Source organism: Nonomuraea sp. LPB2021202275-12-8, from assembly GCF_037044575.1.
Classification (GTDB): domain Bacteria; phylum Actinomycetota; class Actinomycetes; order Streptosporangiales; family Streptosporangiaceae; genus Nonomuraea.
This window is the reverse complement of the sequence record NZ_JBAHWD010000004.1, coordinates 435,083-447,991: the sequence shown is the minus strand read 5'-3', so window position 1 is coordinate 447,991 and position 12,909 is coordinate 435,083. Positions and strand designations below refer to the sequence as shown.

Genomic DNA, 12,909 nt, shown 5'->3' with positions numbered 1-12,909 from the left:
CCGGTCAGGGCGAGGGAGGCGACGGCCGGGACGCGGTCGCCGACGCCGCCCGAACCGGACTCCCCGGTTCGGGCGGCGTCGGCGCGGGGCTCATCGATCCGTCAGGTTCTTGATCCAGGCGGACGCGCCCTGCAGGAGCAGGTCGAGCTCCTGGCGCAGTTCCCCGTTCTGCCGGCGCAGGTCACCGTTCGCCCTGCGCAGATCCTCCGTCTCCCTGCGCAGCCACAACAGCTCGGCCCGCTCGTCGGCGGACAGCCTGCCGCTCTCGTTCTGCTGGAGGAAGGGGGCCGTCGGGGCCTGGGAACGGGCAGCGCCCACCGGGCCGGGACCGTCGTACGAGCGGAACGCGTCCTCCCAGGGGCCCAGCTCCTCGTGCCCGATCCGCGCGGCCCGGGACACCGGGGCGGCCGGCCGGGCCGCTTCGGCGGGGACGTGGTGCGCGGGCTCGGCGTCGCCCTGCTGCCTGGGGATCGTCAGGGTCACCAACGCGGCCACCAGGGCGACGCCGCAGCCGATCAGCAGGACGGTGCGGAAGCCGGCCTCGGAGGGCAGGGGGTGGCCGCCCATCGTGACGGTCATCTGCGCCAGCACGACGCCGACCACGGCGGCGGACACGGAGGTGCCGATGGAGCGCATCAGCGTGTTGAAGCTGTTGGCGGAGGCGGTCTCGGTCCTGGGGACCGCGCCCATGATCAACGCGGGCATCGCACCGTAGGCGAGACCGACGCCGATGTTGCCGACGCAACTGGCGATCATCAGACCCCAGGTCCAGCCCATCAGGCCGAAGGCCGCGCCGTATCCGAGCGCGATGATCAGGCCGCCGAGGAACAGGCTGGTCTTGGGGCCGCGGGCGGCCGACAGGCGAGCGCCGAGCGAGGAGACGGCCATCATCATCAACCCGGACGGAGCCAGCCAGAGCCCGGCGGCCAGCATCGACTGGCCCAGGCCGTAACCGGTCGCCGCGGGCAGCTGCAGGATCTGCATGACGACCAGCGACTGGGCGTACATGGCGAAGCCGATCAGGACCGAGGCGAGGTTGGTGAAGAGCACCTGAGGCCGGACGGTGACCCGCAGGTCCACCAGCGGATCCCGGACGCGCAGCTCCCAGAGGGCCCACAGCACCAGGACCACGACGGCGGCGCCGAGCAGCCCGAGCGTGGTGCCGCTCCCCCAGCCCCAGTCCGCGCCCTTGGACACGCCCAGCAGCAGGCAGACCAGGGCGGCGCCCAGACCGATCGCCCCGACGACGTCCAGGCGGCCTTCGGCACGCGCGGGCGTGGCCGGCACCAGGAACCAGATCAACACCGCGACGACCAGGCTGAGCCCGGCCGCGCCCCAGAACAGCATCCGCCAGTCGGCGTACTCCGCGACCGCCGCCGAGATGGGCAGCCCGAGCGCGCCGCCGATCCCCATCGACGAGCTCATCAGCGCGATCGCCGGGCCGACCCGCTGGGGTGGCAACAGGTCGCGCAGCGCGCTCACGCCGAGGGGGATCATGCCCACGCCCAGCCCCTGCAGGCCGCGCCCGGCGATCATCGGGATCAGCGAGCCGCCCAGCGCGCACACCACCGAGCCCAAGATGAGCGGCACCGAGCAGGCGAGCATCATGCGCCGCTTGCCGTACAGGTCGCCGAGCTTGCCGACCACCGGGGTGGCGACCGCACCCACCAGCAGCGTGACGGTGATCACCCAGGAGGTGTCGGCCGCGGTGGCGTCGAGCAGCCGTGGCAGCTCGCCGACGAGCGGCACCACCAGGGTCTGCATGAGCGAGCCGACGATGCCGGCCACCGCGAGCACGCTGACGATCCCGCTGCCAGAGCGTTCACTGGGCGCAGAGTGCACCATATATCCCCCTATTTACCATTTATCCGGATGCACTCTACACACGATGTGTTTCATGCACAACTTGTGCATGATGCACATCGATGCTCGCACCTGGGCCACGGTGACCCGGATTCAGCTCACGGACGGGGCCAGGAACGCCCTTCGAGCCGCTCGATGTCGGAGTTGAACCGCTTGAGGAAGGCGGCGAAGGTGGCGGCGTCCTCCGGCGTCCAGCCCGAGAGCACCTTCTCCAGGCCGCGGACGTTCCGCTCGCGCTGGCTCCGGAGGCGATGCCCGCCTTCCGCGGTGACGCGGAACTTGCGGGCGATGCCGCCCTCGGGGTCCGGTATGCGCTCCAGCAACCCGGCGCGCATCATGGCGGAGGTCTGCCGGTTGAGAGTCGAGGGGTCCAGCCGGAACGCGTCGCTGAGCTGCCCGATCGACATCGGGCCGTCCATCTCCAGGCGGCTGAGCAGGATGTAGGCACTGCGGTCCAGCTGGTCGCCGTCACGCCGGAGCCGGGGCGCGGTCAGCTGACGGTGCCGCCCGAGCAGCATGGTCTCGTACTCGATCGAGCGTGCGGACCTGTCCATGACCGACCTCTCCTCCCGCGCGCCAGGCCCACGCACCGGCCAAGCGAACATGCATCATACACGCAATGTGCATATGACACATTATATGTACGACGCATCTTCGTCCTCCGCCCGAGCGACGGCCGCCCGCGAACGCCCTGGTGGTGTCGCGGATTCGGTGATCCGGTGGAGGGTGGCTTGTCCGCTGGGAGACACTTCGGCGTGGACGCGCACCGACGAGCGATCTCGGCGTTCGAAACACCGTCCGCAGCCCACGACAACCATCCCACCCACCTACAACAGATCGCTATTCAAGCGACACACCGCTAGATCGAGCCGACCTCGTCACGCAGGTGGTTGGCGAGTGCCGCGCGCGAGTGCAGCCCGAGCTTGCGCAGCGCCGCCCCCAGGTGCTTGTCGACCGTCTTGGCCGACAGGAAGAGCTCGCGGGCGATCTCCTTGTTCGTCATCCCCGTCGCGGCGAGCCTGGCCACTTCGAGCTCCCTCGGGGACAGGGAGGGCCCGTAGCCGCGGGTGCCGCCACGATGCCTGGCGGGCGAGGACAGCCCCTGCTGCCGGGCGACGCGGGCGGCACGATCGAGGTCCCAGCGCGCGCCCATGTCCTCGTAGGCCGCCATCGCGACCTCGAGCGTCTGCCGCGCTCGGATGTCGCCGAGCTCGAACAGTCGCTTGGCGGCCTCCTCCCCTGCCTGTGCCGCCTCGTAGCGGCACCGCAGCCGGCCGTAAGAGTCCGCGGCGGACAGGAAGTGATCGGCGGCGGCCGTACCTTCGGCGAGGAAGCCCCGGGCGTGGCACAGCGCGGCGGGAGCGAGCGGCGCGTCCAGCCCGCGCAGCGCCAGCTCGTACCTCTCGACCAGTTCCCCGGCCTCGGCCTGCCTTCCCGCCGCGACCAGGGCCTCGACCAGGGCGGGCAGCGCTCGTACGGCCAGCGGCCACAGCTCCTTCGCCTCCCAGACGGCGAACGCCTCGGCCGTGGCCTCGATCGCCGCCTCGGGCTCGCCCTGCGCCGTGGCCAGCCGGATGCCCGCGCCGGCCGGGAGCGGCAACAGGTCGAGAGCGCCGATGGAGGTCGCCCGGCGGGTCACGTCGCCGAGCGCCCCGCGGGCGGTGCCGGCGTCGCCGCGCGCCAGGGCCAGGCAGGCGGCGACCGCCTCCACGACCATGCTGTCCTGCGGACGGTCGTGCAGCCGCTCCACCAGGAAGGCGGCCTCCTTGTCCAGCCCGTCCCAGGACCCGCGGCAGAAGGCGACCAGCGCGAGGCCGGTGCGGCAGACGAACTCCGTCTCGCGCGTGCTGTCGCAGCCGTCGGCGGCCCCCAGCGCGGCGGTGAGCAGGCGTTCGGCGATCTCGTGCCGTCCGGCGAAGCACGCCTCCTGGCCGATCGAGTAGTACGCGTTCACCTCCCGGCGGCGTTTCGGGGACCGGCCGGTCATCTCCAGGATCCGGTCGGTGAGCCCGGCCCAGCGCGGGTCGCCGATCGAGGTCAGCACCATGGCGACCTTGCCGAGCACGAAGACGGTGTGCACCGGGTCCTCGATGGCGGAGACGTTCTCCAGCGCCCGGTCCAGCCAGGTCACGTGTTCGGCCAGCGGGATGCCCGGAACCGCCGGGACCCCGAGCCCGGCCATCGCCCAGGCCGCCAGGTCGGGGCGATGGCCGGTCAGGTCCTCGACCGCCTCGGCCATCATCCGCCGTTGGCGTACCGGCTCGACGCCCTGCCGCTCGTAGAGCAGGCCGAGCAGGAATCTCAACTGCCCGCGCACCTCCCTCGGCGGATCCTGCGCCAGGACGTTCGCCAGCAGGTCGATCACGTTCGGGGCGTGCATGAGCTGGGTGGCCGCCCAGCCCAGCTTCACCGCGAGCAGGGAACGCCGCTCGTCGTCGAGGTTCGCGTGCCCCAGCACCTCTCCGAGCAGGTGCGCGGCCTCGGTGTCGTCGCCCAGCTCGGAGGCCTGATCGGCGGCCTTCTCCGCGGCGTCCACCCAGGCGTCGAGCAGGCCGGCGTGCCGGAGGTGGTGGGCGACCTGGCCGAGCGGCACCGGTCGCAGCGCCTCGACCGCCGTGGCGGCCCGGCCGTGCAGCGACTGCCGCCGGGGCAGCGGGATGCTCTCGTACACCGCCTGCGCCGCCAGTATGTGCCGGAAGCCCACCGACTCCGACCGCTCGGCGATCAGCCCCGACTGCAGGACCTCGACCAGCCCCTCCAGCGCCTCCTCCCGCCCCACCCTGCACGCCGCGACCAGCACGGAGACGGGCACGGCCACCTGGATCACAGCCGCGGCCTCGACCACCGCCCGCGCGCCGGGCGACAGGCGGCTCACCCGCTCCAGGACCAGGTCGCGCACGCCTGCGGGCACGTTCAGCTCGTCGATGGTCTTGCGGGCCCAGCCGCTGCCCCGCCTGATCAGCGTGCCGCGGTCGCGCAGCAACGCGAGCAGTTCCTGGATCGCCAGGGGCAGGCCGGAGGTCCGCTCGCACAGGTACTCGGCGAACTCCTCGGAGACCCGATCGGCGGCCAGGATGGCGGCCATCATGACACTGGTCTGCTCGACGTCGAGCGGCTTGAGGATGATGTGGGCGCGGGTGATCGATCCGGGGAGCCGCGTCGTGAGCGTCCGGACGTCGAGGCCGACCTCCTCGCCCCTGAAAGTGATCACGACGGACAGCTCGGGCGGTGGATCGGCGAGCAGGTATCCGACGAAGTCCACGGTCTGCTCGTCGGCCCAGTGCATGTCCTCGGCCACCAGCACCGCGCGGCCCAGCGAACCGAGGACCTCGGCGAGCGCGCGGAAGACCCGGTGCCGCTCGCCGGCCCTGTCGTCCAGCGGCTCGGGCGCCGCCGGCAGCAGGGGCGCCAGCTCGGGCATCAGCGGGCGCAGCACCCCCGTCAGGGGCGACAGGTCCTCGGGCACCAGGTACGCGGCCATCCCGCGCAGGGCGTCGAGGATCGGCCCGAGCGGGAACGGTTCGCGGATGCGCCCGCAGCCGCCGACGAGGATGCGATGCCCGGCGAGTTCGGGGCGGGCGGCCATGTCGGTGACCAGACGGGTCTTGCCGATTCCGGCCTCCCCCTCGATGACCACCACGGCAGGGGACCTGGTTACCGCGGACAGCAACGTCGCGAGCTCGTCGTTCCGGCCGACCAGGGTCGGCGAGACGACCTGCCCGGCGGCCATGCTGCTCTGCGGATCCACGTCACCGGTCCCCTGCTCGTTGGTTCGAGGACATTCAAGCCGCGATCGATGCCGGTTGTCACTACCGTCTCATTGCGGGCATTTGGCAACAAATGTCTCATACGCCACGAACACCTCGACCTGCACGTTCCGGCCGGTCAGGCGACCCCCGGGCTCAGCGCGAGCACCTGTCACTCAGGTTTCCTCAGGCGTTCGCGGGACGAGCAGCCGTCGGTTGAACGCCTCGGTGACGGCGGCGGCGCGGTCCTTCACCCCGAGCTTGGCGTAGATGTTCAGAAGGTGACTCTTGACCGTGGCCTCGGTGATGAACAACCGGGCGGCCGCCTCGCGGTTGGTGTTCCCGGCCGCGACGAGTTCGAGGACCTCGAGTTCCCGCTGGCTGAGCAGTTGGGGGGCGGGCGTCCTGACCCGGTTCATCAGCCGTGCCGCCACCGAAGGGGAGAGCACGCTGTCGCCCCTGGCCGCGGCCCGCGCACCTCGCAGCAGGTCCTCCCGGGGAGAGTCCTTGAGCAGGTAGCCGGTCGCCCCCGCCTCGATCGCCGGAAGCACGTGGATGTCGGTGTCGTAGGTCGTCAGAACCAGCACGCGCGCGGTGACGCCGAGCCTGGTCAGCTCGGTGATCGCGGTCAGTCCGTCCATGCCGGGCATGCGCAGGTCCATCAGGATCACGTCGGGCTGCAGCTCCCTGGCGAGCCGCACGGCTGCGGCGCCGTCGGCGGCCTCGCCCAGCACCTCGAATCCGGGCGCGGAGGCGAACATGCTGCTCAGTCCATCCCTGACGACGGGATGGTCGTCGGCGATCAGCAGCCGGATCGGAGGCTCGGCCGTGGGATCGGTCATGCGTGGCTCCCGACCGGCAGGGTGGGGACGCAGGCCGAGATCCCGGTGCCGACGCCGGGCTCGGACTCGATCCGCAGACTCCCGGACAGCCCTTCGACCCGCTGTCGCATGATGGTCAGGCCGAACCCTCCGCCGGTGGACGCGCCGTTTCCGGCCGTGCCGGCCTCGAGACCCGCGGGATCGAAGCCCCTGCCGTCGTCACGCACGTCCAGCGCAACCTCGTGCTCCAGGTAGGACAGCGTCACCCCGGCCCTGGTCGCGTGGGCGTGCTTGGCCACGTTGGCCAACGCCTCCTGCGCCGTGCGCAGCAGCGCGAACTCGGCCTCCGGCGCCATCGGCCGCGCCGTACCGGTCGTCGTGACCTGAACGGCGAGCCCGTGCAACTTCGACCACCGGTCGGCGACGTCGGCGAGCGCGTCGCTCAGGCGCGCGGTCTGCAGCGGCTCGGGCCGGAGCGCGTCGACCGAGCGCCGCGCCTCGGCCAGGCTCTCCCTCGCCAGGTTCTTGACGGCGTCGAAGGGCCGGCGCCACGGCTCCGGGACCTCGTGCATCTGCTCGGCCGCCTGGAGTTGCGCGATGATGCCGGTGAGTCCCTGCGCCAGGGTGTCGTGGATCTCGCGGGCCATCCGCTGGCGCTCGTCGAGGACCCCCGCCTCCCGGGCCTGGGCGAGCAGCTGGGCGTGCAGGCCGGCGTTTTCGGCGAGCGACGCCTCCAGCAGCCGGTTCGTCCGGCTCAGCTCTTCGAGGGTCTGCTCGCGCCGCTCCTCCTCCTTCTCGGCGATCCGCAGGACCCAGGCGCAGCCGCACATCATGGCGATGTTGAAGGCGACGATGATCACGTACATCGTCAGGCCGAGCGCGTCCGTCTTGGGGATGCCGGACGCCTGCGCCGTACCGGCCACGACCGCCGCGGCGGCCACGCCCAGCAGCCGCCACGGCCAGCGCAGGACCGTGAAGGAGTAGATGTAGGCGGCCGGGGTGAAGAGCCCGAAAACGGGGTGACGGGCCACCAGGACCGCGGTGATCACGAGCAGCCCCGCGACGAACACCCCCATGATCCGCGGCCGCTCCCACCAGCCGGGACGCAGGGTGAACATGCCGAGCATCCACGCGGCCGCCAGCCCGCACAGGCCGAGGTCGATGAGCAAGGTGCCGCCCGCCCAGTCCTCCACGATCACCAGGATCGCGACGAGGAGCGCCAGCAGCGCGTACGGCACCACGTTGACCAGAAGGAACGGCGGCTGTTGCGAAGTCTTCCTGCTCAAAACTCCCACTCTCCGCGAGATTCTATTCCCAGTGTCTATTGCCGGCGTCTATTCCCAGCGGAACCAGCGGACCGCGACGAACGCGCACACCACCGCATAGCCCGCCAGGGTCAACAGCGGCACGGCGGACGGAAAGTGACCCAGGTACGCGTCCTGGAACGCCCCCATGCCCGCGCCGAGCGGGGTGTAGTGGGCGATGTTCGCCAGCAGCGGCGGCATCTGCGAGATCGGCACCCACAGTCCGGCGAAGAACATCATCGGGAAGAACAGCACCGTGCCGATCGCCGTGGCCGGGCCACGCCCGGGCGCGAGGGCGGTGATCAGCAGGCCGATCGCGAGCAGCGCGGCCGCCGCGAGCAGCCAGGCGAGGGCGAAACCGAGAAGGTGCTCCGGCAGGTCGACGCCGAAGCCGAACCGGGCCACCGCGAGGAACAGGACCATCGCGACGACCGCGATGGCGAAGTTGGCCACGAGCTGGGCGGCGAGCACACGGGCCGGGCCGACCGGCGTGGTCCGCATGCGCCGCAGCACGCCGTTCTCCCGGTATCCCGCGAGCGTGGTCGGCAGGGAGGCCGTGGCCAGGATGGCCAGATTGAACAGGATCAGGACAGGGACGTAGAGGTCGAAGTACGTCAGGCCGCCGCCGGCCTCCACCGGCTCCCGCAGATCGGGGACGCTGCCGAGGATGATCAGCAGGACCAGCGGGAAGCCGATACCCCACAGGGGGCCGACCTTGTCCCGGACGCACAACGTGCTCTCGGTCTTGATGAGCCGCCACGTCGCGGAACCTCGCTCGGCGGTGACGGGGGGTGCGGCGGTGCGCAGGGCTGACATGGGTATGGGGTCCTCTCTCTGTGAGGCGTTACCGGGGGCCGGGTTCGAGGCGCTTGCCGGTCAGCTGGACGAACGCGTCCTCCAGGCTCGCCTGCTCGACGCGCAGCCGTTCGGCCACGATCTGGTTGCGGGCCAGCACGGTGGTGACGGCGTTGAGCGCGTCGCTGTTGCCGTTGACGATGACCAGCTCGCCCTGGCGGGTGACGCTGGAGACGTCGGGCAGGCTCGTCAGCAGGCGGTCGTCCATCTGCCTGGACGGGCGGAACTGGATCCGCTGCTCGATGTGCGCCCGCTCGGTCAGACCGGTGGGGGTGTCCACCATGACGACGCGGCCGGCGTCGATCAGCGCGAGCCGGTCGCACAGCCGCTCGGCCTCCTCCATGAAGTGGGTGACCAGCACGATCGTCACCCCGCGGGAGCGCACGCCCTCGATCAGGTCCCAGGTGTCGCGCCGGGCCTGCGGGTCGAGACCGGTGGTGAGCTCGTCGAGGATCGCCACCCGGGGGTTGCCGACGAGTGCCAGCGCGATCGAGAGCCGTTGTTTCTGGCCGCCGGAGAGCTTGGCGTACCTGGTCTTCGCCTTGTCCGCCAGGCCGAGGCCGTCCAGCAGCGCGCGCCAGTCGGCGGGCTGGGGGTAGAAGGAGCTGTAGAGCTCCAGTGCCTCGGCGACCTGTAGCCGCTCGGGGAGGTGGCCGGCCTGCAACTGGACGCCGAGCCGCCGGGTCAGCTCGGCGCGGTCCTTCAGGGGGTCGAGCCCGAGCACCCTGATCTCACCGCGATCCGGCGTGCGGAGGCCCTCGATGCACTCCACGGTCGTCGTCTTGCCGGCGCCGTTCGGGCCGAGGATGCCGAAGATCTCACCCTCCTGGACGGTGAGCGAGACATCGTCGACCGCGACCTTGTCCTCATAGCGCTTGTGGAGCTTGCGTACCTCGATCACTGGTGGCATGCGCGTCCTTTCGGGTCTGGCCCATCGGCGATCGGCCATGTTCACCCTCCTGGAACCGGCACTCCGCGAACACCGACCAGTGGACTGGACCTACCTGCCGAACGGCGGGCACGTCGGCCCGACCAAGCGGTGGAGGCGATCCACCGATCGGTGGATCGCCGTCCGGACGAGGGGACCGGGGAGAGCGGCGGGACCGGTCGCTCCGCGGACGCGGCGACAGGCGTGCTCCGAGACCCCCGTGGAGCCCCGACGCTGACCAGCCTGTCCCGCAGGCTCAGCAGGTTGCCGCTCAGGCCCCCGGGAAGATGGACGAAGCCCTCGGTGACGAACTGCTCGACCTGCTCCGCCGTGAGCGCAGCTGCCATGCCGGCGATTGTCGAGACCGCCCCGGAAGACCGACAACCGGATTTCGTCCCGTACGGCTAGGCCTGGAGGTCGACGACGACCTTGACGTCGTCAGGCTGCTTGTGCAGCCCGTCGACGAACCCGTCCATCGGCACCCGTCTGGTGATCATTCGCTTGAGCCAGCCGAGGTCGGCCTTGGCCAGGGCGTCGGCCCCCTGCTCGAAGTTGCGGCGGGCGGCGTTGACCGAGCCGAACATCACCGTGTTGTTCAGCACCATCTGCTTGTTGATCTCGTCGAGCCCGGCCTCGACCTGGCGCGTGTCGGGAGAGATCCCGGTCAGGCAGATCACCGAGTCGGGCGCGACCATCTCGGCCAGTTCGAAGACCAGCGGCCCGTAGCCGGTGCACTCGATCACCACGTCGGGGGCGATGCCGATGCCGCCGACGTCGCCGACGTGGAAGGTCGCGCCCAGGTCCGTGACCAGCCGCCTCTTGGGCCCCCGGTCCGCGCGGTCGAACACGTGCACCTCCAGGCCGCGCTGGACGCCCATCATCGCGGCCAGCAGGCCGATCGGGCCGGCGCCCGTCACCAGGGCCACCCTGGGCCGCCAGGTGGCGCGGGCGAAGATGCGCTCGGTCTGCTCCCACGCCTTGGCCAGCACCGACGCGGGCTCCAGCAGGACCCCGCAGTCTCCCAGCGCGGGGTCGAGCTTGACCGCGTAGTGGGTGTCGACGACCCAGCGCTGCGAGCCGTAGCCGTCGCGCTCCTTGATGCCGCGCTCGGTGTAGCGGCCGTTGCGGCAGAAGTCCCACTCGCCGTGCCCGCACGGCTCGCACGGGACCGGGTCGGGGCGCCGTACGATGCCCGCCACCAGGTCGCCTTCGGCGAACGTGGTGCTCGGCGGCGCCTGGAGCACGGTGCCGAGCGACTCGTGACCGATCACCAGCCGGTCCCGGCCCGAAGGCGGCCAGCCGTAGCCCTGCCCTTCGACGATGTCGGTGTCGGTGCCGCAGATGCCCAGCAGCCTGCCCTCCACCAGCAGGTCGTCGGGCCCCGGCCGTGGCTCGTCGACGTCGCTGACCCGCACCTGGCCGGGCCGACCCGGTATGACCGTGATCGCCTTCATCGCCGTCTTCCCGTCGCGCAGTGCCCGCTTTATGCAGACTAATCCCATTAAGTCCACATCTACCCGTCGCACTCTTCTCGATACGCACTGTGATGATTCATTGCGAAAGCTTCGCATCCACCTTCGACGGGCGACGGGGCCCCTCAGCACGGGTCAGGCGAGAAGGCGGCCGGCGATGATCGTCCAGTTCTCGTCGGAGCGCTGCTCGGTCACCCGGTCGGCGGCCGCGGTGAATTCGCGCAGCCCCCGCAGCAGAGCCGATCGGGCCGCGGGCGGCATCTCCGCCATGACCTGGGCCAGGTCGTCGCGGCGTCGCGCGCGCAGCTCCTCCAGCAGGGCCTTGCCGGAGGCGGTGAGGCGGATGGTCACCTCCCGCCGGTCGTCGCTGGCGATCGAGCGGCGCACCCATCCGGTCGCCTCCAGCCGATCGCACAGGCGACTGGTGGAGGACGGCAGCGCGCCCAGCGCCTCACCGAGCTGACCGAGGCTGACTTGCTCATGAGACTCGATGCTGAGCAGCGCCTGAAGCTGGGCGGTGGAGATGTTGGAGGCCGCGGAGTGCCTGGACCGGGCCCAGAGCGCGATCAGGGCGGCGGCGGCGCTCTCCACGCCGCCGACCGCGGGTTCGAGGTGACGGAGCTCACGATGGTCGTTCATGCAGCAGATCCAAGTTCGGGCCGGAAGCACGTCACACGGAAGGCGTTCCGGGCTCTTCTCGGGCGGTCCGATCGAGGCACACCACGACCGCGTCGTCGATGACGTCCACGCCTTTCCTGAATGCCAGCATGCCACGGACTATCGTCCGGACGGCCTCGTCGGCGGGCTGCAGCCGGGTGGATCTGACGACCGTCTCCATGAGTTCGTCGCCGAATCCCGCATCCGCCGACGAGCGCGCGCCGTACACCCCGTCGCTGACGACGACCAGTCGATCGCCTGGCCGGAGCGTCAGAGACTGCTCGGTGTAGGCGGTGTTGCCGAACATGCCCAGGGGCAGTTGCCGGTCCAGCTCGATGGTCTCGACGTCGGCGCCGCGCAGGCGCAGCATGCGGGGCGACCCGGCTTCGACGATGGCCAGCCGGCCGGTGACGGCGTCGAAGTCCAGCAGCAGGGTCGAGACGTACTCCAGCCCGCCGAAACGCGCGTAGACCGCCTCGTCGGCGAGTCCGGCCTGCTCCGTCAGATCGGCTCCGGAGCGGCGGGCGTTACGCAGGGCGGTGACGGTCAGCATGGTGAGGAGTGCGGCGCGCATGCCGTCGCCCATGCCGTTGGTGATCGAGACGGTCAGCGACTCGGGGGCGCAGCTCCAGTCGAAGTTGTCGCCGTAGACCGCGTAGGCCGGTTCGAGCTGGCCGGCGACCCGATAGCCGTTGCCGTGGTGGCCGGAGCCCGGCAGCAGGTCCCATTGCATCTCCGCGGCCATGGTCAGCCGCTCCAGGCGGCGGGCCCGCTTGTACCGGTCGGTGAGGCTGTCCGCGCCGCGCAGGCCCGGCACCAGGGCGGCGGCCACGTCCCCGAGTTCGCGGATCTCGCCGGGCCCCGGCCGGTCGGGCAGGTGGACGCTGAGGACGCCGTAGCGCTCGCCGTGCGCCGCCACGGGAAGGTGGAGGACGCTGGAGACCTGCTCCCACCTCGGCTGCTGGGAGGTGAAGGCGCGGCCCGCCTCGCCGCCGTCGACGCGGGTCCGTCCCGCCCCCGGCAGCGCCGGGTCCAGAACGGGGCGCAGCTCCGCCAGGGCGTAGTCGGCGAGCAGAAGCTCGACGTCCTGCGCGGCGGTATGGGCGATGAGCGCGTCACGCGCCGCTTCCGCCAGTGCGTACGGCGCGGCCTCGCTTATCGCCTGATAGACGGCTTCCAGGCCGTTTCGCATGGGCACAAGTATTCCCGAGAGTGAGGTGGATGACCCTGGCGGACCGTCTGGTTCGCCGAGGTTGGCGGGGG

At 71.2% G+C, this 12,909-nt stretch carries 10 protein-coding genes; all 10 read right to left on the bottom strand.

Going from position 1 to position 12,909, the window contains the following annotated elements; translation table 11 throughout:
- Positions 1 to 90: 90 nt before the first annotated feature.
- Positions 91 to 1,845 (bottom strand): MFS transporter, encoded by a 1,755-nt coding sequence (locus V5E28_RS10685; RefSeq protein ID WP_336206351.1) that lies wholly within the window; start codon positions 1,843 to 1,845, stop codon positions 91 to 93.
- A 116-nt stretch (positions 1,846 to 1,961) separates the two neighbouring features.
- A complete protein-coding gene (locus V5E28_RS10680; protein ID WP_336206349.1) occupies positions 1,962 to 2,417 on the bottom strand; it encodes a MarR family winged helix-turn-helix transcriptional regulator in 456 nt (151 codons plus the stop codon).
- Between the two features lie 305 nt (positions 2,418 to 2,722).
- The gene (locus tag V5E28_RS10675; RefSeq protein ID WP_336206347.1) at positions 2,723 to 5,611 is read right to left on the bottom strand and encodes an ATP-binding protein; all 2,889 of its coding nucleotides are present in this window, start codon (positions 5,609 to 5,611) and stop codon (positions 2,723 to 2,725) included.
- Between the two features lie 174 nt (positions 5,612 to 5,785).
- Positions 5,786 to 6,451 carry a response regulator transcription factor gene (locus tag V5E28_RS10670; RefSeq protein ID WP_336206346.1) on the bottom strand — a complete coding sequence of 222 codons (666 nt, stop codon included), beginning with the start codon at positions 6,449 to 6,451 and terminating at the stop codon, positions 5,786 to 5,788.
- A complete protein-coding gene (locus V5E28_RS10665; RefSeq protein WP_336206343.1) occupies positions 6,448 to 7,725 on the bottom strand; it encodes a sensor histidine kinase in 1,278 nt (425 codons plus the stop codon). The genes V5E28_RS10670 and V5E28_RS10665 overlap by 4 nt, the downstream gene beginning before the upstream one ends.
- 39 nt (positions 7,726 to 7,764) lie before the next feature.
- Positions 7,765 to 8,550, bottom strand: a complete 786-nt coding sequence (locus V5E28_RS10660) for an ABC transporter permease (protein WP_336206341.1) — start codon at positions 8,548 to 8,550, stop codon at positions 7,765 to 7,767.
- 28 nt (positions 8,551 to 8,578) lie between these two features.
- On the bottom strand, positions 8,579 to 9,499 hold the full coding sequence (locus V5E28_RS10655) for an ABC transporter ATP-binding protein (protein WP_336206339.1): 921 nt from the start codon (positions 9,497 to 9,499) through the stop codon (positions 8,579 to 8,581).
- Between the two features lie 422 nt (positions 9,500 to 9,921).
- Entirely contained in the window at positions 9,922 to 10,971 is a 1,050-nt protein-coding gene (locus tag V5E28_RS10650; RefSeq protein ID WP_336206337.1) for a glucose 1-dehydrogenase, read from the bottom strand.
- A 153-nt stretch (positions 10,972 to 11,124) separates the two neighbouring features.
- The gene (locus V5E28_RS10645; protein ID WP_336206335.1) at positions 11,125 to 11,628 is read right to left on the bottom strand and encodes a MarR family winged helix-turn-helix transcriptional regulator; all 504 of its coding nucleotides are present in this window, start codon (positions 11,626 to 11,628) and stop codon (positions 11,125 to 11,127) included.
- 31 nt (positions 11,629 to 11,659) lie between these two features.
- Positions 11,660 to 12,838 carry a PP2C family protein-serine/threonine phosphatase gene (locus V5E28_RS10640; protein ID WP_336206333.1) on the bottom strand — a complete coding sequence of 393 codons (1,179 nt, stop codon included), beginning with the start codon at positions 12,836 to 12,838 and terminating at the stop codon, positions 11,660 to 11,662.
- Positions 12,839 to 12,909: the final 71 nt, after the last annotated feature.

Coding starts and splice junctions, on each gene's coding strand:
- V5E28_RS10685 (WP_336206351.1), bottom strand. CDS start 1,845: ATGGTGCACTCTGCGCCCAGTGAACGCTCTGGCAGCGGGATCGTCAGC.
- V5E28_RS10640 (WP_336206333.1), bottom strand. CDS start 12,838: ATGCGAAACGGCCTGGAAGCCGTCTATCAGGCGATAAGCGAGGCCGCG.
- V5E28_RS10680 (WP_336206349.1), bottom strand. CDS start 2,417: ATGGACAGGTCCGCACGCTCGATCGAGTACGAGACCATGCTGCTCGGG.
- V5E28_RS10655 (WP_336206339.1), bottom strand. CDS start 9,499: ATGCCACCAGTGATCGAGGTACGCAAGCTCCACAAGCGCTATGAGGAC.
- V5E28_RS10670 (WP_336206346.1), bottom strand. CDS start 6,451: ATGACCGATCCCACGGCCGAGCCTCCGATCCGGCTGCTGATCGCCGAC.
- V5E28_RS10660 (WP_336206341.1), bottom strand. CDS start 8,550: ATGTCAGCCCTGCGCACCGCCGCACCCCCCGTCACCGCCGAGCGAGGT.
- V5E28_RS10645 (WP_336206335.1), bottom strand. CDS start 11,628: ATGAACGACCATCGTGAGCTCCGTCACCTCGAACCCGCGGTCGGCGGC.
- V5E28_RS10650 (WP_336206337.1), bottom strand. CDS start 10,971: ATGAAGGCGATCACGGTCATACCGGGTCGGCCCGGCCAGGTGCGGGTC.